Below are 23,211 nucleotides of genomic sequence, written 5' to 3' on the forward strand. Positions count from 1 at the left end.
CAATTGTTCTCAAATTATTTATGCTCCCAGATATGCCCTCATAACCTCAGGGTTCACAAGAAGCTCTTTTCCCTTTCCGCTCAGGGTAATACTTCCTGTTTCCAAAACATAGCCCCTGTCCGCAATGGAAAGAGCCATAGATGCATTCTGTTCAATCAGCAAAACCGTCTTTCCCATATCTCGGATCTTTAAAATCAGCTCAAAAATTTCCTCTACCACAATGGGGGCCAGACCAAGAGACGGCTCATCCAGCATAATGAGCTCCGGATCCATCATGAGGCCTCTTGCAATGGCAAGCATCTGCTGCTCTCCGCCGGATAAGCTTCCGCCGCCCTGCGTACTGCGTTCCTTCAGACGCGGGAACAGGTCATAGCACTGAACGATCAAATCATTGATTTCCCCTTTTGTCAGCTTCGGATTTCCCAGTGTTCCTGCCTGCAGGTTTTCATAAACGGTCAGGGACGGGAAAATCTTTCGCCCTTCAGGCACATGTGCCAAGCCCATTTTTACAATTTTATCCGGCGCTGTATTGGTGATATCCTGATCCTTAAAAAAGATTTTTCCGCTTTCCTTTTCTACAAGATTTGATATGGACATCATGGTTGTTGTCTTTCCAGCTCCGTTACCGCCGATCAGTGTGATGATCTCGCCCTTCTTAACTTCCAGGCTGATATCAGTCAGTGCTGTAATATACCCATAATTCACGGAAAGATGATCTATTTTCAACATATTTAAGCATCTCCCTTCACTACATCTCCGGCAATCACGCCCTTACCGAAATAAGCCTCGTGAACCTGACGATTATTCTTTACTTCATCCGGTGTTCCCTCGCAAATTTTCTGGCCAAAGTTCAAAACCAAAATCCGATTGCAGGAATTCATAACAAACTTCATATCATGCTCAATAACGACAATTGTATATCCGCTTGCATTCAGCTGTTTGATAAATTCCATAAGGGACTGTGTCTCCAGGGGGTTCATTCCCGCTGCCGGCTCATCCAGCAGAAGAATCTTCGGATTCAGTGCAAGTGCACGCGCAATTTCTACTTTTCGCTGAACGCCGTAAGCCAAATTTCCTGCCAGGGTATCTTTGTATTCCAAAAGCCCTACTTTTTTCAGAACCTCAATTCCCTGTTCTACAACAAATGCCTCGTCTTCTTTATAGCGCTTCGTATGTGCAATTGCATCCCACAGACCGGCTTTGGTTCGGTTGTGGAAACCAATCTTTACATTATCCAAAACGCTCATATACCGAAACAGCTGAATATTCTGGAACGTTCTCGCCATTCCCTGGCCGGCAATCTGATCCGATGACATACCAGATATTTTCTTTCCGTCTAAAATAATTTCACCCTTTGTTGGCTGATAAATACCAGAGCAAACGTTAAAGAAAGTGGTTTTTCCTGCACCATTCGGTCCAATGATTCCAAAAATATCGCCTTGATTTACGGACATATTAACAGATTCTACTGCCTTTAAACCGCCGAAATACATGCACACATCACGTGCTTCTAACAAAACGCTCATTTTGATCCCCCTTTCTTCTGTTTCTTGGCAGACTTTTTATTTGCCTTATTTCCTGCAAGGATACTGTCGGATGCTCCAACAAGTCCCTGCGGCCTCCACCACATCATAACGATGATCAGCAGGCCATATGCCACCATTCTCCACTGGCCGATCGGGCGCAGGAACTCTGTCATTCCGTTGATGATCGCTGAACCGATAACCGGTCCGATTAAAGTACCCTGTCCGCCAACGATTACCATGGATAAAATGCTGAATCCCTCATCCAGAGAGAACATGGTAGAGTCAATAAAACGTACATACGGTGCATATGCCGCGCCAGCAATACCTGCCCAAAACGCACCATACATGAAGTTTACTGCTTTATAGCGGGAGATCTGTACGCCAAGTGATTTTGCCGCCAGTTCGTCTTCACGAATCGAAACCCACGCGCGCCCCATACGGGACTTAATAATACGGTTTGTTATAAAAAGGAACAGTACTGCAATGAAAAGGAAAATATAATAGTATGTACGTGAACCGGAAAACTCCATTCCAAAGAAGGTTGGAACCGGAATTCCTTTAATACCCATAGGGCCTCCGGTAACCGGCTCCCAGTTCAGTGCCACAAGACGTACAATCTCTGAAAATCCCAGTGTAACGATGGAAAGATAAACACCTTTCATTTTCAGTGTCGGCAATGCAACCAGTCCGCCGAATACTGCGGTTACCACACCGCCGGCAACTAAAGCAACCCAGAACGGTACACCAAGGCGCGTTGCCAAAATCGCCTCTGTATAGGCTCCGATACAGAAAAATCCGGCATGTCCAATACAGGTTTGACCACTGTATCCATTGATCGCATTCAAAGAGCCCGCCAGTGTTGCATATAAAAGCATACGGCAAAATACACCCAGAATATAACTTTTTGTAAACACGAAAGGCAGCAGTGCAAGAACAATCAATACGCCAAGCAAAACCACCAGTTTGTGCTTTTGGTAGAATTCCTCGATTTTATAAACCAGTTCTCTCATTATGGACGTGCTCCCTTCTTAGATGTAAATCCCTGAGGCCTGATAATCAGAACCAGGATCAGGAAACCAAATGCAAATACGTCTCGGAAACTTGCGGAAGAAATTGTGATTCCAATGTTCTCGATGATTCCGATACATACGCCGCCGATTGCAGAAAAACGAACATCTGTCAGACCACCCAGCACAGAGGAAGCAAACGCTTTCATACCGTAAGGTCCTCCCATGGTAGCGCTCAGGCTCTGATAGTAAATCGATAACAGCATACCTGCTACGCCGCCGAGTCCGCAGCCAATACAGTTTCCAATCATTGCTGTGCGTTTTACATTGATACCCACCATATATGCTGCCGTTTTATCCTGGCTGACAGCACGAAGCGCAATGCCCCACTTTGTTCTGTTAAATACGACAGAAAGGGTGCCCGCCAAAATAATAACAATAACAAGTACAAGAATCTGAACACTTGAAATTTGAATCGGTCCAATCTCGTAGATGCTGTTTTCAACGATATTCAGCATTGGCATTTGGTTTGGCCCAAACACGATTTGTGCCAGATTTTTAATTAAGGTGCTGATTCCAATGGTACAGATAAGTGAAATGTGACGTGGTGCATTGAAGAAATGTTCATAGCAGACTTTATAGACTAACATACCGATAAGCCAAGATGCACAGAAGCTCGCTATAATTCCCAGTAACAGATTGTTGCCGAATGCGTTAAACATATAAAATGCAGCAAAGGCGCCAATCATAATTACTTCACCGTGGGTAAATGTAACCATACCTACGACACCGACGACAACGGAATAACCAATGGCCATCAAGGCATACATGGATCCTTGACACAGTCCATTGACCAACTGATTCAAAAAATATTCCATACTGTCCTCCTCTGAACAAAAGCAATGCCTGCCCATGCCGACACGAGTAGGCATTGCTTGCTTTTATCAATTTTATTCCTGGGAATATTCAAATCCTTCTTTGATGACATATTCTCCATTTTCTACGCCGCAGATTAAATACTGACGTGTAATATCTCCATCTTCGTTAAATTTAATCGGGCCGGATACGCCTGTCATTTCAACCTTTGCAAGGTTGTCACGAATGCTGACACGGTTTATATCATCTCCGCAGGCTTCAATTGCTTCTGCTAACAGGTAAACACAGTCAAATGCGTCAACCGGATGGATCGTAGGCTCAAATCCTGCCTTGGAAACAAACTCGTCTTTCCAGGCCATTAATTCTTCATCTTTCGGATCAAAGAAGAATGGTGATGTTAACAGCAGTCCCTCTGCATTTTCACCACACAGGTCAATCAGCTGCTGAGATGTTCCAGGGCCTAAAGTTGTAATCGGAATATCGGTCCAGCCGGAACTTCTGATCTGATTAATTACCTGTGGAACCGCACCCTGATCCATAATACAGATAACATCAGGATCCGCTGCTTTCAGCTTTGTAATAAGAGAGGAGAAATCCTTCTCATCCTGTACATAGTTAACAGCTTCTACGATTTCCAAGCCATCTGCATCACACTGTACCTTGAAGTTATCAAAACAGGATTTACCCCAGTCACTGTTGATATAAATAACACCAAGGCGTTTTGCACCCATGTACTTATTTAAAATATATTTTGCATAAAACGGTGCTTCTCCATCCTGACGTCCCATGATACTGAAGCAATAATCACTCATGCCTGCATAATCAGGGTTAGATGCGGTTGGAGACAGCTGTACGATCTGTGCCTCATCAACAATCGGCGCATTTGCCATACAAGCCCCACTGGTAAAATCTCCGATGATCGCCATAATTTCTTCATCATCTGCAAACATACGGCAAAGATCAGAACTCTCTTTTGAATCTCCCTTAGAGTCTTTTACAACCATCTCAATCTTACGTCCGTTCACACCGCCTGCCGCATTGATACGATCAGCCGCCATCTGGGTTCCTATCTCAAAACCCTTGCCATACTCGGCGTTGGTTCCAGTAAGCGGCGCCAGCACACCAATTTTGATTACACTGTCATCTGCTTTCTTTTCTTCTTTTCCACAACCGGTCATCATCCCCACTGACAGAGCGGCGCAGAGTGTAACTGCAACTAATTTTTTCATTTTTGCTTTTCCTCCATTTTTACATTATATATATTGCAACCTAATTAAGAAACGAAATCATCTTTCCCCCTTTCCATAAATATTTTGAAAACTTTCATTAAACTGTTCTCAAAGGATACTTCTCAGACCCTCTTAAAATCAGTTCTGTTTCCACAAAAGCTGTTGTTGTTTCTTTTTTCGTTTCCTCCAGTGTAATTCGTTTCGACAGCTGTCTTACCGCAAGTCTCCCCATATGCGGCGCATCCCTGCTAACCACTGTAATATTATAGTGAAGGTGTTCCAATTCTTCGATATCATCAAAACCAATCAGTGCAATGTCTTCACCAACTCTCAAATTTAACTCTGCAAATGCCTTCAGACAACCATATGTTGTATCATAATTAAAAGAGAAGATTGCTGTTGGCGGATCAGGCAATCTGCACAATATCATTGCTTCATGGTATGCAGTGTCAACTGTAAAATCACCTTTTCTGATGTATTCCTCCCTTACCATAATCCCTGCAGCCCGCATTGCGTTATAATATCCATTCATTCTTTTGCAAACATTGTAAACGGTTTCCGGTCCGCTGATTAACGCAATTTTCTGATGGCCCAAACGAATCAGCTCCGATACCGCCTGAAAGCTTCCCTCCTCATCTGTTGAAACAACACGGTCAAACTCATCTACGATCAATTCTCGATCCATCAAAACAATCGGGATACCAAATGCTTCCAAATCTTTCATTTTCTGTATATTGATCCAGCCTATATAGGAAACTGGCGCAATAATGATTCCGCACAAACGCAATTCTCTTGCAGAATCAAGCAGCTTTCGTTCACGCATCACATCATTTGCCGTGTCAAACAGGACAATGTTGTAGCCCAATTCATCTGCTTCTTTTGTAATTCCCCGCAAAAGCTGCATAAAATATCGGTTTGAAATATCTGGAACAAACACACCCACTGAAGTTGTACGTGATGTACTTAGGTTTCTTGCCGAAACATTTGGAATGTAGTTAAACTTTTTAATTGAAGCAAGAACCTTTTGCCTGTTCTTTTCGCTGACAGACGGAATTTGATTAATCACGCGGGAAACTGTTGCTATAGACACTCCCGCATCTTCTGCAATTGTATAAATACTCGTTTCCTGGTGCTTCATCGTTTGTCTTCCTCTTTTTATGCAACTGATAATACTAACTCGCCATTTTTGTAACCGTTTTCTTTTCTATGCACTCATCATACACCCTCTTCCTTTTTATGTCAATACTGCCCATTTGTTTTTTCAAATCTAAATCTATTTTTAGTTATATTGTCAGTTTTATTTCATGCTTTTTGTAAACTTTGCCTATATGACACATCATTTTTCTGCTCATTTTTCACTTTAAAAGTAAGCGCTTACTTTTCTATTTCTCACATAGCTGTTAAATCACTCGCTTCAATCCTTATGTTTCCCAAACGTCATAAAAACGGCAGTACCGTAAGACTTCCTTTCAAGTCTGTCCGGCACTGCCGTTTTTATTTTCATCCTACTGCCCGTTATTTAAAACCTCCACAGCCTTTTTAAGCTGATTGTCATCCTCCGGGCGAATTACTGCCTGCGTTCTTAAAGCTTCATCCAAAGGAACCTCCACATCCGGCACAATTCCTTTTTCATGAAGGTCAAAACCGCTCGGCGTATAATAGTGGGCGGTCGTAAGCTTAATGGCAGAACCATCTCCCAGAGGAATGAGATTCTGAACAATTCCCTTTCCGTAGCTGGTAGTTCCTACCACGACTGCTCTTCCATAATCCTTCATCGCACCTGTAAACACCTCCGAAGCGCTTGCAGAATCACCATTTACCAGAATGGCGATAGGAAGATCCACTGCATGGCCATCGGAAGCGGTATAGGTTTCCCCTTCTCCGTTTCGGTCAGCCGTATAAACAATGAGCGATTTTCCCTCTCCCTTCTTAAAATCCATCATATCATCCGGAATCAGATAGTCCACCATGGCTACGGCGCTGTCTAATATACCTCCGGGATTATTCCGCAGATCGATCACCAGCTGCTTCATTCCCTCTGCCGTCAGGTCATCAATGGCTGTTTTAAACTGATCTACTGTAATCAGATCAAATTCGCTCACAGCCACATAACCTGTTGTTTCTTCCAGCATCCGGGACTCCACAGTAGGAACCTCTATTTTCTTTCTGGTAAGAGTCAGATCCACATAGGCGTCCTCGTCTGCCCGGTATACGGTAATCTGCACCGGAGTTCCTTCTTCTCCCTTTACATAATTACTCACGATCACATCCAGGCTTTCCCCTGCTACTAACGTATCTTCTACCTTATAGACCACATCCCCCGGCCGCATCCCTGCCTCCAGAGCCGGAGAGCCGTCAAATACCTTTACCACCGTACAAAGGCCGGTAGTGCGGTTCTGGCTAATCATAGCCCCGATTCCGGAATAGGTGCCGCTGGTGCTTTCCTGCATCAGCTTATAATCCTCTTCGGAATAATATACAGAATAGGGATCATCCAGGCCTGCCATCATACCGCGGTAGATAAAATCCTCTACATTCTGAGCGTCCTCGTCATAAAGAAATACCTGGTCTATGATCTGCTGGATCATCTCCATCTTTGAGGTCACCTGCTCAAAGTCCACTCTCTTTGCAGGCTCCTCCGTAATAGAGGGAGCGCCGGGCTGAGGCTGACGGCTGATCACCCGCCGTCCGAACAGGTAGATTCCCGCAGACATACCTACGATGATCAGCCCCACAAACGCCATGACGAGAGCTCCCGTAAGAACTCCCATCCAGAACCGGTTCTGGCTTCCTGCCGCCTTTCCTCTCTCGCTTTGTCTGTCATATCTTTGATCTTCCACTTTTTGTCTCCTATCTGGCCTTTAAGGGGCCTCTCTGTCCTGTTACACTGTATGCCCCTTTATGGACTTACATAACCGGAAGGATTTACATAGCTTCCGCCGGACCGAACGCCAAAATGCAGATGAGGCCCTGTGGAATATCCTGTCGATCCTACCTTTGCAATAGTCTGTCCCTGTTTTACAGTCTCCCCTTCCTTCACGAGAAGCTGAGAGCAGTGCATATATACAGTAGTAAGCCCGCCGCCATGATCGATCATAATATAATTTCCGGCCGAATAGCTGTATGTAGAGATCACTACCTTGCCATCTGCTGCCGCCACAATAGAGGAACCGGACGGCGCCGGAATGTCAATTCCCTTATGATTGGTAGAAGCTCCCTCGGTCGGTGAGCTCCGGTCCCCAAACGCGGATGAAATCCGTCCGCTTGCAGGACAGGGCCATATAAAATTAGTGTTCCCTTTTTTTACCGTACTATCCCCACCGGCAGAAGACTGATTTTTCTTGGCTTCTTCTGCCCTTCTGGCTTCTTCTGCTTTTCTGGCTTCCTCTTCCTTTCTCCGTATCTCCGCCTCCACACGGGCCATATGCTCCTCCTGGGCTTTGATATCCGCATTATACTGGTCAATCTCTCCCTGTGCAGAAGCGATCTTCGTCTCATAGGAAGCCAGCTCTGCCTCCTTGGAAGCCATCAGTGTCTTTACCGAGCTCTGCTTTGCCTTCGTGGAATCCTGAAGGGTAAGAAGCTCCTGATGCTCCGTCTTAAGAGCTTCCTCCTTTAAAGCCACCTCCTGCCTGGTTTTTCTGTACTCCTCCAGCATTTTCCTGTCATAGGAGGTAATCTGGCTGGCATACTCTGCCCGGTTTAAAAGCTCTGCAATGCTCTCTGACTGCATCATGGACTCCAACAGGCCAGTCTGACCATTTTCATACATATACTGGATCCGCAGCTTCATGTCCTCATACTGGCGGTTCTCCGTAATTTTGGCTGTTTCCAGCTCCACTTTCGCTTCCTCTATCTGCTCTTCCTTCTGGGAAATATCTCCCTCCAGCTTTGTAAGCTCCCCTGCCAGGGCGGACAGATTTCGATCCAGCTCCTTTACATAGGCCGCTGTATCTGACTTCTTTCCCTCCAGCTCCTTTAAAGTAGACTCTACCTTTTTCTTTTCCTCCTCCATGGAAGAAACCTTTTTTTTCGCATCCTCTATAGCCTTACTGGTGGCATAGGAGGAAAATACCGTTCCCAAGGTCAAGGCGGCCGCTGCTGCCAAAACCGCTATCTTCTTTTTTCTCATATGCCCTCGTTTATCCTGCCTAAACTCTCAGATGGCGCTGGATCGTCACAAAGCTTACTAAAAGTCCGATTCCGACGCCTAACATTAAAGCTCCCCCTGTCATATAGGGGAATATGGTTCCCAGCGCAAGTGGCTCAACCAGATCTGTGATCATGGAATAATTTTCTTCCAGATACAACATTCCTTTTTCATAGAGAACCCATATGCCCCCAAGAGGCACAAGAGCTCCCAGAAGTCCCAGAAGCAGGCCTTCTACCAGAAAGGGCGCCCGTATCATAAAGTTAGTGGCTCCTATATAGCGCATGATCTCATTTTCCCGCCTGCGGAATGCCGCTGCCACAGAAATAGTATTGCTGATCAAAAAAACAGCTACCGCAAGAAGCACGCCGATGATCAGAGCCGAAATCAATCCGATCATCTTTCCAACGCTTGTAAATCCTGCTGCCAGGGTACTGGAATACCGCACCCGGCGCACCCCATCCATGGCCTCCAGGCGGTCTGCAACCGACTCCTGATCGGAAATATCGTTTAAAAAAATCTCAAAGGAAGCAGAATTTGCCAGAGGATTATCGTTTTCAAACCCTTCGGCCAAATCTTCGGCTCCCTCAAAGTACTGAGCCTTAAATGTATCCCAGGCTTCCTCGGCTGAGGTGTACTCTGCCTGACGCACCTCTTTCCAGCCTTTTATTTCTTCTCCCGCTGCCAGAATTTCATCCTCTGTCATCCCCTCATCGAAAAAGACAGAGATTCCCACCGTTTCCTGGGCTGTCCTGGCGCCATGGATCACATTGGCTGCCAGTGAGAAAAAAAGGCAGAATAAAAAAATACATGCAGAAATCGTCGCTATGGATGCCAGCGAAAACAAAATATTTCTGCATATATTAGCAATGCCCTGTTTCAGGCAATACCAGAATGTACTCATTTTTAATCATTATGCCTTTCCGGCAGACCCGTCCGGACGCTTAAGCGCCTCATTTTCTTATCTGGATCCGCCTTCATCCTGAATCACTGCCCCGCGTTCCATGGTAATGACCCGTTTTTTCATCTGCTGCACCATCTCATGGCTGTGTGTCACCACGATCATCGTGGTTCCACGCTGATTGATCTCCTCCAGCAGATGCATAATTTCATGGGCGTTAAAGCTGTCTAAATTGCCTGTAGGCTCATCTGCCAGAAGAACCTCCGGCCGGTTGATCAATGCCCTTGCAATGGCCACGCGCTGCTGCTCTCCTCCGGAAAGCTGAGCCGGATATGCCTTGTATTTGGCAGAAAGCCCCACAAGACGCAGCATCTCGGGCACGGTGTCACGGATCACCCTTCCCGGCACGCCGATGACTCTCTGAGCAAATGCAACGTTTTCAAAGACAGTAAGGTCTTTCAGGAGACGGAAATCCTGAAAGACCACACCTAATTTTCTCCGGTATTTCGGAACATATCTTCGGGGCATCTTCCCCAGATCCATATCATTGACCACAATCCGCCCGGAAGTAGGCTCAAGCTCCTTTAAAAGGAGCTTTAAAAGCGTACTCTTTCCGGAGCCGCTTCGTCCTACGATAAAGGCAAATTCTCCGTCATCTATGGTCAGGCTCAGATCCTTCACAGCCCGGTTTCCCTCGCTGTAGACCTTGTTCACATGACTGAGTTCTATCATTTCCCCGACCTCATTTTAATAATCCAGGCTTTCCATATACTTCATGTATTTGGCTACCATAAGCGCGATCTTAAAGGTAATGGCATCCTCAAATACGCGAAGATCCAGTCCGGTGCTCTTCTGCAGCTTATCCAGACGGTAAACCAGGGTATTTCTGTGGATATACAGCTGTCTGGAAGTCTCGGATACGTTCAGGCTGTTCTCAAAGAACTTGTTGATCGTAGCCAGGGTCTCCTCGTCAAACTCATCCGGTGACTTGCCGTCAAATACCTCGCGGATAAACATCTTGCACAGCGGGATGGGAAGCTGATAGATCAGACGGCCGATACCCAGATTGCTGTAAGCGATTACATTTTTGTTTGCATAGAAGATGCGGCCTACATCCAGAGCCATCTTGGCCTCCTTGTAGGAACGTGACACTTCCTTAATATCATTGATCACCGTACCATAGGATACGCGAACCTTTGTCATAGCCTCCGTATTCATCATATCCAAAATTGTGTTGGCAGTCTTGTCCAGCTCTCCGTAAGACTCTCCCTGACGAACCTCTTTTACAAGGATAATATTCTTCTCATCCACTGCTGTAATGAAGTCCTTTGTCTTGGATGCAAAAAGGCTGCGCACGGTCTCAAGAGCATTTACATCCTTTTCATTGTGTGTTTCAATGATAAATACCACGCGCTTCACATCTGTTTCAATATGAAGCTTCTTGGCACGGTTATAGATATCTACTAACAGCAGATTGTCAAGGAGCAGGTTCTTGATAAAGTTGTCCTTATCAAAGCGCTCCTTATAGGCCACCAGAAGGTTCTGGATCTGGAATGCAGCCAGCTTTCCTACCATATATACATCATCGCTGGCTCCCTTTGCAAGCAGGATATACTCAAGCTGATGCTCGTCAAATACCTTAAAGAACTGGTATCCCTGGATCACCTGGCTGTCTGCCGGAGAATCCACAAATACCAGGATCGAACTTTCTGACTCTTCCGCGTCTGTAAAGGTGGATGCCAGCACCTTTCCTTCTGTGTCGCAAATACCTAAATCAATTCTTGTGATTGCTTTTAATCCATCCAGTGTAGTCTGGAGTATCTGATTTGAAATCATTCCATACTCTCCTTTTTGACGTATTTCAAAAGTTTCCACTTTCTCTATTTTCATATTTTAATGCAAAATTACAAAAAAAGCAAGAGAGTTGTCACCTCTCCTGCCTTTTTTTACAATCAGATTTTTTCATTTATGAAATCTGCTGCCCTATTAGTTGATGATTACCTTCTCTGTTTCCTTATCGAAGATATGTACCTTATCCAGATCCATAGCAACCTTGATGGAATCGCCAGGTCTTGCAGTTGTACGAGGATTTACCTTTGCAGTAAAGTTAGCATCATCGATATCGAAGTACAGAAGAACCTCAGAACCTAACATCTCGTATACACGGATCTCAGCCTGGAAAATGCTCTTTGGATTTGCCTCAAGGAATGCTTCCTCATCATGCAGATCCTCTGGACGGATACCCAGAGTAACGGTCTTTCCAATGTAGCCGCCCTCTTCTAAGCCCTTGCCCTTTGCAGCAGGAAGCGCTACTGTGTGACCGCCGAAGGATAAGGTAATGTCAGAACCAGCCTTTGCAACCTGAGCATCGATCATGTTCATCTGAGGAGCGCCGATGAAACCTGCAACGAACTTGTTGCACGGTCTGTCATACAGATTCTGAGGGCTGTCTACCTGCTGTACCACGCCGTCCTTCATAACAACGATTCTGGTACCCAGTGTCATAGCCTCGGTCTGGTCATGTGTAACGTAGATAATCGTTGTTTCCAGTCTCTGATGCAGCTTGGAAATCTCAACACGCATCTGTCCTCTTAACTTTGCATCCAGGTTGGACAGAGGCTCATCCATCAGGAATACCTTAGGACTGCGGACAATCGCACGACCCATAGCTACTCGCTGTCTCTGACCGCCGGACAGAGCCTTTGGCTTACGGTCTAACAGATGCTCCAGATCCAGGATCTTGGCTGCATCATGAACCTTCTTATCGATCTCATCCTTTGGAGTCTTTCTTAACTTCAGGCCGAATGCCATGTTGTCATATACGGACATATGAGGATACAGAGCGTAGTTCTGGAATACCATCGCGATATCTCTGTCCTTTGGCTCAACGTCATTTACCAGCTTGCCGTCGATGTACAGCTCACCAGAGGAAATATCCTCCAGACCTGCGATCATACGAAGGGTAGTGGACTTACCGCAGCCGGACGGACCTACGAAGATGATAAATTCCTTATCTGCAATCTCAAGGTTAAAGTCCTTAACAGCAACGAAACCGTTGGGGTACTTCTTGGTAACATTTCTAAGGGATAAGCTTGCCATATTATAATTTCCTCCTGAATTGGGTTTTTGTAAACTCATTTGCGACTTGCCTATATCATACATGAAAGTCCCTTTTTAATCCATATTGTAAATCCACAAAGTTCAATTTTGTGTTTTAGCTAAATTGTATATCGAATAAAAAAAATATCCAATCTGTCAACACATTCCAATATTTTCTGAAAAAATTTTGTTTATTATGTTATCCTGTCTTCCTTCTCGATAAACCCTTCCCCGAAAACTTCACGAGCGTCGCTGACAACAAAAAACGCATGCGGATCAAACTCACGCACAATTGACTTGATTTTTACAATTTCCTTGGGAGAAACCACGCAAAACAGCAGGTTTTTCTCTTCTTTTGAATACATACCCACTGCTTTTATGCTGGTAACTCCTCTTCCCAGGCGTTCCATCACCGCTTCCGCAATCTCTTTGTCCTGTTTTGAAATGATCCAGGCCTCTTTTGAAAACTTCATTCCTTCGATCAGGCGATCCGTAACTCTGGATACGCAGACAATGGCGATCATCGCATATAAAGAAGGCCTGATCCCGAACACAAGAGCGCCGGCTGCTACAATACCTCCGTCCAAAACCTGCATGATCTGTGCCGATGAATAGTGGCGCAGCCTTCCCCGGATCAGCACGGCCAGCATATCCGTTCCGCCTGTGGTACAGCCTCCAAGGAATACAAGCCCTGTCCCCACGCCGCTGAGAACACCGCCAAAAAGAGCCGATAAAATCATATCTTCCTTCACAAGTCCCATCTCCGGAAGCACATACAAAGCCGCAGACAGCATGGCCGTGGAGTACAAAGTGCGTCCGATAAACTGCCAGCCCATCATACGAAAGGCAGCCAAAAACAGTGGGATATTCAAAACCGTATTAGTCAGCCACAGAGGAACCTGCCAGAGTTCTTTTAAAATAATGGCCGCGCCCGAAACGCCTCCGGTTACCATGCTCACAGGATCAAAAATATTTTTAATAGCAAACGCGATAAGGATCGTTCCTACGGTAATTGCAAGATAATCCCGAATCTGCTGTTTCTTTTCTGTCATAACCAAACCTCCTTCTGTCCGGACTTCCTGTAAAAAAAGAGCAGCCCTTTTAGAACTGCCCTGTAATCTCCACCCTGTGATCGTTTGATCCTGGTATCCTGTAAACACACATCAATCAGATCCGGCGGATGGTCTTTTCTGTAATCTCTATCTTTCCTTCCTTTAAAAGGCGGCCCACGGCACGCTTAAAGGCATTTTTACTCATGTTAAACTCCCTGAGAATCGTTTCAGGACGCGCCTTGTCATTAAAAGGGAGAACTCCGTCAAATTCGTCAATGACCTTTAAAACCTGCTCTGCATCTGCTCCCATCTGGACATAGGCTCTTTCCCTTACGCACAGATCCAGTTTGCCGTCCTCACGAACCCTCATGACTCTGGCTTTTATCTGATCGCCTTCTCTGAAACGGCCGTACATCTCTATTTTGGGGATCAAACCATAATACCGGTTGTCCACTGCTACAAAGGCTCCGATCTGTTCGTTGATCTCATAGATCGTACCTTCCACCCAATCCTCTGCCTTATAAGGAGACTGATTGCTCATATGGGAATATACCTTCATGGTAGCTGCCAGACGGCTGCTCTTGTCCACATAAAGGCAGACCAGGCATTTTTCTCCCCGACGCACCGGATGGCTCTGCTCTTTAAAGGGAAGAAGCAGATCCTTTTCCAGTCCCATATCCAAAAATGCTCCTATCTTTCCTACATCCTTTACCTCCAAAATGGCACATTCCCCCACCTGAAGCTTCGGTCTGGCTGTGGTAGAGATCAAGCGATCCGAGGAATCCTTGTATACAAAAACCTCCACCTTATCTCCGATCTGCGCTCCCTGGGGAACCTGTTTCTTCGGAAGAAGGACTGCTGCCTCATCTCCTGCTTTTTCGCTTAAGTATACGCCGAATTCCTTTGTCCTGACGATCTCAAGCTCCTGTACTTTTCCTAATTCTATCATATGTCTGCTCCTCTTTTACTGTCCCGGCTGCTCCTGTCCTCCAAGCCATACCGCTGCATAAAGCTCTCCCGTTTCATTTACAAGGGCCACAGTCCACTGGCCCTGGCCTGCCGGCGTGATTCTGGGAATCACCGTATCGCCCAGACGAGCTGCCTTTTTATAGTCTGCCCGGATTTCACGGATCTTAAGCCCCACAGGGATGGCATCCTTTGCAATCTCCACATACTGGGAATTATTTACATGATGATTGGTGTCAAGATGATGACGGCCGATCACTACAGCTGCTGCTGTTTCGTATTTCTCCGGAATGAGAATCTTTCTGGGTGCTTCTCCCAGATCCTGAGACGGCTGCGGTATTCCGTAAGGAAGGATATCTTCTGGCTGGATACGCACCGGCATATTTTTTTCTGTATCATAGAAAAACCAGAGAGAATTTGCCCGGACCAGAGGGTTATTTTCCTGATCCAGCAGCACAAAATCACGATACCCGTAAAACCCTTTGCTGCCGCAGTGCCAGGTTCCCGCAGTAATCTCCTCCCCCAGCTTCGGATAACGGTCAATCACGATCCGCCAGCCTGAAAGAAGCCATGCGCGATGATGCTCCTTCAGATAGCTTATTCCCATTCTGCCATCCTCTGACTGAAAGGTACTGCAATCCTGCATATAATTGATAATTCCCGGTACGCTCAGCCGTCCTGTTTCATCTGTTTCGCTGTACCGGATCCTGCTCTTAAACTGATACATAGCTGCCTCTCTCTGCTTTGGGCCCTCAGGCCAAATCTCCTATTCTGTAAGTATATCATACTTTCAGGCAAAACAAAAGCCTCCAAATGCATCTGCATCTAAAGGCTTTTCAACTGGGCTACAAGGATTCGAACCTTGAAAATGACGGAGTCAGAGTCCGTTGCCTTACCATTTGGCGATAGCCCACTATTTAATTATGTAGAGACGCCATATGCTTCTCAGCTGGGCTACAAGGATTCGAACCTTGAAAATGACGGAGTCAGAGTCCGTTGCCTTACCATTTGGCGATAGCCCATTATTCTTTGCCGCATCCGCAGCTGCGAAAATTATTATACACAGAATAACAAATTTCGTCAAGCACTTTTTATAAAAATGCTTTAGCTGGGCTACAAGGATTCGAACCTTGAAAATGACGGAGTCAGAGTCCGTTGCCTTACCATTTGGCGATAGCCCATCAATACAACGTTATATATTATATATCAGCTATAGAGTCACGTCAAGTATTTTTTTATTTTTGCAGGATTTTTTGAAGCTTTTTCATGGAGCGGTTGTATTTTGACAGCTCTGTAGCCAGAGGAAGGCCCAAAGCTGAAGCCACTTCCCTGTGTTTTAAGCCTGCTGCCGCATGAAGAAGCACGATCTGCCGATCCTCTTCCCTTAAGGCAGCCAGAGCATCAGACAAAACCTTACGTTCCGGCGCCTGTTCCAATGCCGCGTATACCTCCCCCTCTTCCTCTTTATCCCATTCAGAAAGCTCCGTTTCCCTCCTGCGCTGTCTGAATCTCATGTAGCACAGATGTCTGGCTATGGTAAACACCCAGGCCAGGGGCTTTCCCTGCGGTTCATAGTCCTCTGCCCTGTCCCATACGCATAAGAAGGTATCCTGCATCAGATCCTCTGCCTCATGGACATCCCTTGTGAGAGACAGGATAAAGCTGTATACCGGCCCCGCAGCCTCTTTATAAAAATCGCGGAAGGTATCCCTGTCTCCCTCCGCGATCTTCTGTATCCATTCCTCTTTCATCAATGGTATCCCCTTTCAGGGATCAGCTTTTTATGAAACCCTACTTTACTCCTTCTTCTGAACGGTAGCTGTTTTCTACTGTAATAGCACAACGGCAGTCCGGATCTCTCCGGCGCATTTCATTGCTGATCCTTGTTCTCAGTTTTCCCACTGCACCGTCTTTATATTCTCTTGGAATCACCAGATCAAAAATCAGACAGACATTTTTATCCTTCCCTACCATGCGGAAATCATGGAAGGACAGACGTACATCCACATCTGCCAAAACATTTTCCAGCATTTTCCTGTATGTATTTAACCGCTCATTATCTGTTTCTACCGGATCCATATGGATTACCAGCAAAAGTCCCATTTTCCGGGCGGCTTCCCTCTCAATCCGGTCTACGATCGCATGGGATTCTGCAATTTCCGCGCCCGCTGAAACCTCTGCGTGAATAGAGGCCATGCTTTTGGATGGACCGTAGTTGTGAACAATGAGATCATGGGTACCCAAAATACCGTCAAACCCTTCTACAAAGCTGGATATTTCCTCATAGACCTCAGGAGGAATGGCTTCTCCGATCAAAGGCGCCAGCGTATCCTTTGCAATATTGTAGCCTGCAAAAAGCACTGCTGCTGACACCATAAGACCTGTAATGCCATCAATATTTACATTCCAGAGGCCAAATACCAGAAGAGACAGGGCTGCTGCTCCCGTTGTGACCACATCTCCCATTGCGTCTGCAGCTGTGGCAAGCATCACCTTTGAATTGATCCGCTTTCCCAGCTTCCGGTTAAACGCGGAAAGCCAGAATTTCACGCAGATTGATAAAATCAGAATCACTACCGAAATCCATTTAAAGGTCATAGGCTCCGGGTGAAGGATCTTTCCCACAGATGTTTTAAACAGAGAAAAGCCCACCTGGATGACCAGAAATGCCACGATAAAAGCAGAAATATATTCAATTCTTCCGTGTCCAAAGGGGTGATCCGCATCGGCCGGCTTACCTGCCATCTTCACGCCGATAAAGCCGATGATGGAGGAGGCCGCATCGGACAGGTTGTTAAATGCATCTGCCATAACAGAAACGCTGTTTACCAGAAGCCCGATAAAAAGCTTGGCTCCAAAGAGAAGAAGATTGCAGAAGATTCCTACGATACTCGCTAAAATGCCGTAGGAAGTCCGCACCTCATCTTTTTCCGTATTTTCATATCCTTTTACAAAATGTTTTACCAGAAATTCTGTCATTTTCCCTCACCATATTCAACCTTTTCCAGAAAAAGCCCCTGAGCCGGAGCCGTAAACCCTGCTGCCTGGCGGTTCAGGGCTTCCAGAACGGCCTTCATCTGCTCAGGCTCTCTCTTTCCCAGCCCTGCTTCGATGAGCGTTCCTGTAAGAATCCGAACCATCTGCTGCAAAAAGCCATTTCCTGTATAGCGGATATGCAGGCGGCTCTCTCCCGCTGCTTCAAATTCAATGGAGTCTATCCGGCGGACGGTTGATTTTTTCATCCGGCTGTTGCCGCAAAAACTCTTAAAATCATGGGTTCCGATAAGAAACGCTGCCGCTTCTTCCATTTTTTTCTGATCCAGCCTGCAACCAAGACCATAATAATAATCTCTTTGAAATACGTTCTTTTTAGGGCTCATCTCAATCTGGTAACGGTACGTCTTTCTCGCTGCGCTTAAACGGCTGTGAAAGCGTTCCGGTACTGCCTCACAGGAAAGAACCGCAATATCCTCAGGAAGGTAGGTGTTGATATATTCCAGAATCTGTAAACTTTTGTCTTCATATTCTTCTGTCTGCTTTAAATGGAAATTTGCTGTCTGACCTTCCGCATGAACACCCCTGTCCGTGCGCCCGGAGCCGAAAACCTCTATGGGTCTGCCTGCCATCCTGGTAAGAATCTGCTCTAATTTTCCCTGAATGGTCCGGTCTGTATTTCCCTGCTTCTGCCAGCCATTGTACCGGGTACCGTCATAGGCCAGAATCATCTTGTAATTCATCTGCTCTGTCCTTTCTAACTATTAAGTATCCCGCCTATTATAGTACAAAAAACCGGCTATTACAACTTTATTTTAACAGTGCAAATTCCAGATCCCCGATCATCTGATCCAGAGCACGGATACCGCCCTCTGCGGTATACCATACAGCCGGATTGGACAGATAAATCAGATTTCCATTCCGATACGCTTCTGTTCCCATTATCAGCTCATTTTCCATAATCTCCTGTGCAAGCTTCGCGCCCTCTGTTCCCACTGCAGCATCCCGGTCCAGTACAAACACATAATCCGGCTCCTTTTCCACAACAAACTCAAAGGATGCTTCATTTCCATGAGTTGATGTGTCAATCTCTGCATCAACTCCAATATTCTCAAATCCGGCTTCCCGGCTGATCAGGGAGCATCTGCCGTCATTCCCAAGAACATTAAAACCTCCGCTTGTAACCATCCCCACAATCGCTGTCTTATCCGTTGAAAATCCAGCCAGCGCTGCAAGCCATTCCTCAAATCCCTCAAGCAGCTGGTCTGCCTGCTCCTCCAATCCAAATATGGACGCAATGATCCCGGCATTTTTTCGGACACTTTCCAATGTTCCAAGCTGGGTATCTATGGACAGATACACGACAGGAGCGATCCCGCTTAAAGCATCATAAGACTTTGCCAGTCTGCCGCCTATAAAAATCACATCCGGCCCACTGGCCATCACTGCCTCCATATCCGCCTCCTTAATCGTGCCGAGAGCTGCAACCTGCTCTTTTTCCATATATTTTTCAAGATAATCTAAGGAAGTATCGGAAGCGCCCACTACCCGTTCTTCCAGTCCCAGCTGTTCTAAAATGTCCAGCGCCGCCATATCCATCACAGCAACCCTCTTTGGGTCAAAGGGAACCTCCAAATCCACCTCCTTCTTATCTCCATTTAAGGTTTTAACGGTAACAACCGACGGTTCTGCCTTTGTAACAGCCTCCGTCTGGCTTTGATTTGTCTCATTTGAACCGGAGCAGGCGGAAAGCCCCAGCACCATAACCGCAGCAAGTATCAATAATCCTGTTTTCTTTTTTTAATACCAGATTGAAAGAGGTTTTCCCTCAATCTCCATAATCTCAAACTCTACCCTGTACAGTTTTGACAAAGTCTCTTTTGTGATAACCTCTTCTACTTTTCCAAATTTTTCTACTTTTCCATCTGCAAATGCGCAGATATAATCAGAGTAAAAGGCCGCATAATTAATCTCATGAAGCACCAGCACTACTGTTTTTCCCAGCTCATCACAGAGACGGCGCACCATTTTCATCAGATTCGTGGCATGGTAAATATCCAGGTTGTTAGTGGGTTCGTCCAACAGAATATATTCTGTATCCTGAGCAATTACCATGGCAATATAGGCTCTCTGGCGCTGGCCTCCGGACAGCTCATCTATGAACCGCTCCCTGAAGGCCTCCAGTTCCATATAGGAAATCGCCCGGTCAATTATCCGTTTATCCTCATCCGTCAAACGGCCTCCGGAATAGGGAAAACGCCCAAATGCCACCAGCTCTTCTACGGTAAGTTTCATCTGGATCTGGTTGCTCTGGGTCAGGATTGCAAGCCGTCTGGACAACTCCCTGCTCCTCCAGCCTTTGATATCCTTCCCCTCAAACTCGATCAGCCCGCTGTCTCTCTGAAGCAGTCTGGAAATCATTCCCATAACCGTAGATTTGCCTGCTCCGTTCGGGCCGATAAAGGAAGTTACCTTTCCCCTGGGGATCTGAAAGCTGACCGAATCCACCACTGTTTTTCCATCATATTTTTTAATCAGTTCTCTAATTCTCACAGGCCGCGACGCCTCCTTTCAGTAAGCAGCAGATATAGAAAATAAATGCCGCCAAAAAATGTAATAAAAACACTTACCGGTACTGTATAGGTAAATACCTGCTCCACGATCAGCTGCCCGCCCACCAGGATGATGATCCCAAAAAATACGGAGCCTAAAATCAACTGGCTGTGGCGGTAAGTCTTTAGAAGCTGACGGGAAAGATTCGCAAGAATCAGTCCTAAAAAGGAAACCGGTCCTACCATGGCCGTAGCCACTGCGATAAATAATGCCACTCCAAGAAGCAGACGACGGATGCATCTGTCATAATCTACCCCCAGATTAACTGCCTGATCCTTTCCCAATGTGATCACATCCAGAAGTGCTAACTCCTTCCTCAGAGCAAACACCACAAGCGCCAGCACTAAAGCCGCAATGACCATAATTTCAGAATTTACATTTGCAAAGCTTGCTACCAGATCTGCAAGAAGGCTGTCATACTCATTGGGGTCCATAATCCGCGTAAGTGCAGACTGCACACTGCCGAAAAATGAATTGAGCACAGTACCGATCAGAAGTACATAGAGCACATTATGGCCGGTTTTCCTAAACAGTGTGCTGTAAATCACCGTTGCAGCGGTTCCCATGATCAATAAATCCACTCCAAAGGCTGCCTTTGCATTAACAGCCAGTATACTGCCTGATCCTGCTGCAAAGATAACTGCCGTATGAATCAGCATATAGAGGGAATCCATTCCCAAAAGGCAGGGAGTCACAATGGTATTATTGATAACGGACTGAAATACCAGAGATGCCCCGCCAATGGCAAATGCTGTGATCATCATGGCAAACAGTTTGGGAGCACGAATACGCATGGCATATGCAAACAGCTTCTCATTTTCAAAATCCACATTTACAAGCATATAAAGGGCTGCCGCGCCAAGCGCCAGAACTGCCATAAGGAGCAGCCCGGCCCGGGTTTTATGAGCGTTCTTCTGCATCACTGTATTTTCCTCCCTTTCCCTGCTTCCATAACTCTCATATTTTTTATCTGAGGAAGCTTGAATACAACGGATTTTTTTCCGTACTTCAGCCTGTAAAATATAATGGCAATGAAAAGGATACTTCCTACAATCCCTACAATCAATTCGATTGGAAGTTCATAAGGGGCAATCACGCTTCGCCCAATCATGTCACAGGCCAGAACAAACACGGCTCCAAACAGTGCGGTATCTGTCAGCGTACCTCTGATCCTGTCCCCCTTTATCATGGAAATCACATTGGGAACGATAAGGCCGATATAGGAAATGGAACCGACCACCACTACAATAGAGGCTGTGATCATAGCTGAAATGGTAAGCCCCAGAAACAGGATCAGGTGATAGGGCACACCGAGATTTTCCGAAAAATCACGTCCCATTCCCACAATATTGAAGTGATTGGCAAAAAGAAATGCCAGGATTACCAGCGGGACTGTCAGATAAACGATTTCATACCTTCCTCTTAAAACCATGGAAAAATGTCCCACCAGCCAGGAAGATAATGCCTGTGTCATTTCATATTTATATGCCAGATAGCTGGTCATTCCGGAAATCACATTGTTAAACATAATTCCCACCAGCGGAACCATAACCGCATCCTTGAACGGTATCCTCTGAATAAACCAGACAAAAATCCAGGTGCCTGCCAACGCTGCTCCGAATGCAAACAGCGCCCGTCCCCAAAGTGTAGAACCTGGCATAAACAAAAGTGCCAGAAGGATGCCAAACTGCGCTGATGAAATAGTAGCTCCTGTGGTAGGAGATACAAATTTATTCATACAAAGCTGCTGCATCATCAGCCCTGCTACGCTCATTCCCACACCTGTGCAGAGAATCGCAAGAAGGCGGGGAAGACGGGAAATCAGTAAAATCTCAAGCTGCTCTGCCCCTCCCGTAATCAAATGGGATGGCGTAAGATCAATTACTCCAATGAACAAAGATGCCGCAGACAGGCATAAAAGAGCCAGGGCCAGAATCACCGTTAAAAATCGACTATTAATAGTAGTACCTCCTTTTTTTAGTTAGTTCTATCTAACTTTTGAATAAAATAAAATGTGTATCTGCTGCTGACCTTTTAAAGTATCGCAGTCGATGCACATGAGCACGATTAGAATACACTAACTTTTATTTTTTGTCAAGAATTATCTTGCAGAACTCGGCAGCTGTTTTCCAAATGCCTATAGCTTTCCTTTGTACATGGGTGTTCTTACTTCAATCAGATTTCCATCCAAGTCATAAAACCGCACCATCTTCTGTCCCCAGCTGTACTCTGTAAGCCGATTGACATACTGAATCGACGGATATTGTGTTTCCAATTTACAGATAAAAGCTTCTATCTCCGGCTCTTCAAAATACAACTCGCAGAAATTATTTTCAGGAATAATCTCCTTTCCCAGAGCTTCTCTCCAGATTTTTTCATCCTGAAGCACAAGGCCTTCCGTTAAAATCATATTTCCTTCACTATTAAGCACGGTCTGAAGGCCAAAGAGTTTGTGATAAAATTGCCTTGATTTTTCGATATCTTTTACTGCAAGAAGAATGTTCCTCAGCTTCATGGTCGATCTTCCTTTCTTCCTGTCTACAACTGTCTACCAATTTTCAGAGAATACAAAATGGCTGAAATTCTTGAAAAATCAAGCAATTCCAGCCAATAAAAAAAGCGCGAGACGGGATTCGAACCCGCGGCCCCCACCTTGGCAAGGTGGTGCTCCACCACTGAGCCACTCGCGCATTGATATTTTCACATATACCTTCAAAACCACATACTGAACAACCAAGCCACAACCGTTTTCCCTAAACCTTCTGGTCAAGCCCTCGACCGATTAGTATCAGTCAGCT

23 protein-coding genes and 4 tRNA genes are annotated in these 23,211 nt (G+C 45.7%); all 27 read right to left on the bottom strand.

The window, feature by feature from the left end:
• Positions 1 to 18: 18 nt before the first annotated feature.
• Positions 19 to 729 carry an ABC transporter ATP-binding protein gene (locus ACZM6M_RS15750; protein ID WP_337934131.1) on the bottom strand — a complete coding sequence of 237 codons (711 nt, stop codon included), beginning with the start codon at positions 727 to 729 and terminating at the stop codon, positions 19 to 21.
• A 2-nt stretch (positions 730 to 731) separates the two neighbouring features.
• A complete protein-coding gene (locus tag ACZM6M_RS15755; protein ID WP_489490551.1) occupies positions 732 to 1,526 on the bottom strand; it encodes an ABC transporter ATP-binding protein in 795 nt (264 codons plus the stop codon).
• Positions 1,523 to 2,536 carry a branched-chain amino acid ABC transporter permease gene (locus ACZM6M_RS15760; protein ID WP_489490552.1) on the bottom strand — a complete coding sequence of 338 codons (1,014 nt, stop codon included), beginning with the start codon at positions 2,534 to 2,536 and terminating at the stop codon, positions 1,523 to 1,525. The genes ACZM6M_RS15755 and ACZM6M_RS15760 overlap by 4 nt, the downstream gene beginning before the upstream one ends.
• Complete coding sequence (locus tag ACZM6M_RS15765) at positions 2,536 to 3,411, bottom strand: branched-chain amino acid ABC transporter permease (RefSeq protein WP_489490553.1); 876 nt, start codon at positions 3,409 to 3,411, stop codon at positions 2,536 to 2,538. Before ACZM6M_RS15765 ends, ACZM6M_RS15760 begins: the two co-directional genes overlap by 1 nt.
• 72 nt (positions 3,412 to 3,483) lie before the next feature.
• Entirely contained in the window at positions 3,484 to 4,638 is a 1,155-nt protein-coding gene (locus ACZM6M_RS15770) for an ABC transporter substrate-binding protein (protein WP_489490554.1), read from the bottom strand.
• 97 nt (positions 4,639 to 4,735) lie between these two features.
• Positions 4,736 to 5,776: a LacI family DNA-binding transcriptional regulator gene (locus ACZM6M_RS15775; RefSeq protein WP_489490555.1), complete on the bottom strand. Its 1,041-nt coding sequence runs from the start codon at positions 5,774 to 5,776 to the stop codon at positions 4,736 to 4,738.
• Positions 5,777 to 6,143: 367 nt separating this feature from the next.
• Positions 6,144 to 7,409 carry a S41 family peptidase gene (locus tag ACZM6M_RS15780; RefSeq protein WP_489490556.1) on the bottom strand — a complete coding sequence of 422 codons (1,266 nt, stop codon included), beginning with the start codon at positions 7,407 to 7,409 and terminating at the stop codon, positions 6,144 to 6,146.
• Positions 7,410 to 7,537: 128 nt separating this feature from the next.
• Positions 7,538 to 8,770 carry a murein hydrolase activator EnvC family protein gene (locus tag ACZM6M_RS15785; protein ID WP_337433518.1) on the bottom strand — a complete coding sequence of 411 codons (1,233 nt, stop codon included), beginning with the start codon at positions 8,768 to 8,770 and terminating at the stop codon, positions 7,538 to 7,540.
• 19 nt (positions 8,771 to 8,789) lie between these two features.
• Positions 8,790 to 9,692: a cell division protein FtsX gene (locus ACZM6M_RS15790; RefSeq protein ID WP_418926605.1), complete on the bottom strand. Its 903-nt coding sequence runs from the start codon at positions 9,690 to 9,692 to the stop codon at positions 8,790 to 8,792.
• 57 nt (positions 9,693 to 9,749) lie between these two features.
• A complete protein-coding gene (gene ftsE / locus ACZM6M_RS15795; protein ID WP_066549895.1) occupies positions 9,750 to 10,421 on the bottom strand; it encodes a cell division ATP-binding protein FtsE in 672 nt (223 codons plus the stop codon).
• A 15-nt stretch (positions 10,422 to 10,436) separates the two neighbouring features.
• Complete coding sequence (locus tag ACZM6M_RS15800; protein WP_066549897.1) at positions 10,437 to 11,525, bottom strand: PucR family transcriptional regulator; 1,089 nt, start codon at positions 11,523 to 11,525, stop codon at positions 10,437 to 10,439.
• Between the two features lie 150 nt (positions 11,526 to 11,675).
• The gene (locus tag ACZM6M_RS15805) at positions 11,676 to 12,788 is read right to left on the bottom strand and encodes an ABC transporter ATP-binding protein (protein ID WP_066549900.1); all 1,113 of its coding nucleotides are present in this window, start codon (positions 12,786 to 12,788) and stop codon (positions 11,676 to 11,678) included.
• Positions 12,789 to 12,982: 194 nt separating this feature from the next.
• On the bottom strand, positions 12,983 to 13,840 hold the full coding sequence (locus ACZM6M_RS15810) for a YitT family protein (protein ID WP_066549907.1): 858 nt from the start codon (positions 13,838 to 13,840) through the stop codon (positions 12,983 to 12,985).
• Between the two features lie 115 nt (positions 13,841 to 13,955).
• Complete coding sequence (locus ACZM6M_RS15815; protein WP_066549914.1) at positions 13,956 to 14,789, bottom strand: CvfB family protein; 834 nt, start codon at positions 14,787 to 14,789, stop codon at positions 13,956 to 13,958.
• 15 nt (positions 14,790 to 14,804) lie between these two features.
• Positions 14,805 to 15,533 (bottom strand): acyl-[acyl-carrier-protein] thioesterase, encoded by a 729-nt coding sequence (locus ACZM6M_RS15820; protein ID WP_066549920.1) that lies wholly within the window; start codon positions 15,531 to 15,533, stop codon positions 14,805 to 14,807.
• Positions 15,534 to 15,646: 113 nt separating this feature from the next.
• Positions 15,647 to 15,719: transfer RNA gene (locus ACZM6M_RS15825), tRNA-Gln, on the bottom strand.
• Between the two features lie 36 nt (positions 15,720 to 15,755).
• A tRNA-Gln gene (locus ACZM6M_RS15830) sits at positions 15,756 to 15,828 on the bottom strand.
• 86 nt (positions 15,829 to 15,914) lie between these two features.
• A tRNA-Gln gene (locus ACZM6M_RS15835) sits at positions 15,915 to 15,987 on the bottom strand.
• Between the two features lie 54 nt (positions 15,988 to 16,041).
• Positions 16,042 to 16,557, bottom strand: coding sequence for an RNA polymerase sigma factor (locus ACZM6M_RS15840; protein WP_066549923.1), 516 nt, complete (start codon positions 16,555 to 16,557; stop codon positions 16,042 to 16,044).
• Positions 16,558 to 16,597: 40 nt separating this feature from the next.
• Positions 16,598 to 17,785 (bottom strand): cation diffusion facilitator family transporter, encoded by a 1,188-nt coding sequence (locus ACZM6M_RS15845; RefSeq protein WP_066549926.1) that lies wholly within the window; start codon positions 17,783 to 17,785, stop codon positions 16,598 to 16,600.
• Positions 17,782 to 18,543, bottom strand: coding sequence for a tRNA pseudouridine(38-40) synthase TruA (gene truA, locus ACZM6M_RS15850; RefSeq protein ID WP_340277723.1), 762 nt, complete (start codon positions 18,541 to 18,543; stop codon positions 17,782 to 17,784). The genes ACZM6M_RS15845 and truA overlap by 4 nt, the downstream gene beginning before the upstream one ends.
• Positions 18,544 to 18,610: 67 nt before the next feature.
• On the bottom strand, positions 18,611 to 19,564 hold the full coding sequence (locus ACZM6M_RS15855; RefSeq protein WP_489490557.1) for a siderophore ABC transporter substrate-binding protein: 954 nt from the start codon (positions 19,562 to 19,564) through the stop codon (positions 18,611 to 18,613).
• Positions 19,565 to 19,600: 36 nt separating this feature from the next.
• Complete coding sequence (locus ACZM6M_RS15860) at positions 19,601 to 20,353, bottom strand: iron ABC transporter ATP-binding protein (RefSeq protein ID WP_178275910.1); 753 nt, start codon at positions 20,351 to 20,353, stop codon at positions 19,601 to 19,603.
• Entirely contained in the window at positions 20,350 to 21,333 is a 984-nt protein-coding gene (locus tag ACZM6M_RS15865; protein WP_489490558.1) for an iron chelate uptake ABC transporter family permease subunit, read from the bottom strand. Before ACZM6M_RS15865 ends, ACZM6M_RS15860 begins: the two co-directional genes overlap by 4 nt.
• Positions 21,333 to 22,352, bottom strand: coding sequence for an ABC transporter permease (locus tag ACZM6M_RS15870; protein WP_317439826.1), 1,020 nt, complete (start codon positions 22,350 to 22,352; stop codon positions 21,333 to 21,335). The genes ACZM6M_RS15865 and ACZM6M_RS15870 overlap by 1 nt, the downstream gene beginning before the upstream one ends.
• Before the next feature lie 198 nt (positions 22,353 to 22,550).
• Entirely contained in the window at positions 22,551 to 22,928 is a 378-nt protein-coding gene (locus tag ACZM6M_RS15875) for a VOC family protein (protein ID WP_178275909.1), read from the bottom strand.
• 103 nt (positions 22,929 to 23,031) lie between these two features.
• Positions 23,032 to 23,103: transfer RNA gene (locus ACZM6M_RS15880), tRNA-Gly, on the bottom strand.
• Positions 23,104 to 23,211: the final 108 nt, after the last annotated feature.

Source organism: Enterocloster sp., assembly GCF_057861365.1.

Coding starts and splice junctions, on each gene's coding strand:
- ACZM6M_RS15750 (WP_337934131.1), bottom strand. CDS start 729: ATGTTGAAAATAGATCATCTTTCCGTGAATTATGGGTATATTACAGCA.
- ACZM6M_RS15755 (WP_489490551.1), bottom strand. CDS start 1,526: ATGAGCGTTTTGTTAGAAGCACGTGATGTGTGCATGTATTTCGGCGGT.
- ACZM6M_RS15760 (WP_489490552.1), bottom strand. CDS start 2,536: ATGAGAGAACTGGTTTATAAAATCGAGGAATTCTACCAAAAGCACAAA.
- ACZM6M_RS15765 (WP_489490553.1), bottom strand. CDS start 3,411: ATGGAATATTTTTTGAATCAGTTGGTCAATGGACTGTGTCAAGGATCC.
- ACZM6M_RS15770 (WP_489490554.1), bottom strand. CDS start 4,638: ATGAAAAAATTAGTTGCAGTTACACTCTGCGCCGCTCTGTCAGTGGGG.
- ACZM6M_RS15775 (WP_489490555.1), bottom strand. CDS start 5,776: ATGAAGCACCAGGAAACGAGTATTTATACAATTGCAGAAGATGCGGGA.
- ACZM6M_RS15780 (WP_489490556.1), bottom strand. CDS start 7,409: ATGGGAGTTCTTACGGGAGCTCTCGTCATGGCGTTTGTGGGGCTGATC.
- ACZM6M_RS15785 (WP_337433518.1), bottom strand. CDS start 8,770: ATGAGAAAAAAGAAGATAGCGGTTTTGGCAGCAGCGGCCGCCTTGACC.
- ACZM6M_RS15790 (WP_418926605.1), bottom strand. CDS start 9,692: ATGAGTACATTCTGGTATTGCCTGAAACAGGGCATTGCTAATATATGC.
- ftsE (WP_066549895.1), bottom strand. CDS start 10,421: ATGATAGAACTCAGTCATGTGAACAAGGTCTACAGCGAGGGAAACCGG.
- ACZM6M_RS15800 (WP_066549897.1), bottom strand. CDS start 11,525: ATGATTTCAAATCAGATACTCCAGACTACACTGGATGGATTAAAAGCA.
- ACZM6M_RS15805 (WP_066549900.1), bottom strand. CDS start 12,788: ATGGCAAGCTTATCCCTTAGAAATGTTACCAAGAAGTACCCCAACGGT.
- ACZM6M_RS15810 (WP_066549907.1), bottom strand. CDS start 13,840: ATGACAGAAAAGAAACAGCAGATTCGGGATTATCTTGCAATTACCGTA.
- ACZM6M_RS15815 (WP_066549914.1), bottom strand. CDS start 14,789: ATGATAGAATTAGGAAAAGTACAGGAGCTTGAGATCGTCAGGACAAAG.
- ACZM6M_RS15820 (WP_066549920.1), bottom strand. CDS start 15,533: ATGTATCAGTTTAAGAGCAGGATCCGGTACAGCGAAACAGATGAAACA.
- ACZM6M_RS15840 (WP_066549923.1), bottom strand. CDS start 16,557: ATGAAAGAGGAATGGATACAGAAGATCGCGGAGGGAGACAGGGATACC.
- ACZM6M_RS15845 (WP_066549926.1), bottom strand. CDS start 17,785: ATGACAGAATTTCTGGTAAAACATTTTGTAAAAGGATATGAAAATACG.
- truA (WP_340277723.1), bottom strand. CDS start 18,543: ATGAATTACAAGATGATTCTGGCCTATGACGGTACCCGGTACAATGGC.
- ACZM6M_RS15855 (WP_489490557.1), bottom strand. CDS start 19,564: ATGGTGCTGGGGCTTTCCGCCTGCTCCGGTTCAAATGAGACAAATCAA.
- ACZM6M_RS15865 (WP_489490558.1), bottom strand. CDS start 21,333: ATGCAGAAGAACGCTCATAAAACCCGGGCCGGGCTGCTCCTTATGGCA.
- ACZM6M_RS15875 (WP_178275909.1), bottom strand. CDS start 22,928: ATGAAGCTGAGGAACATTCTTCTTGCAGTAAAAGATATCGAAAAATCA.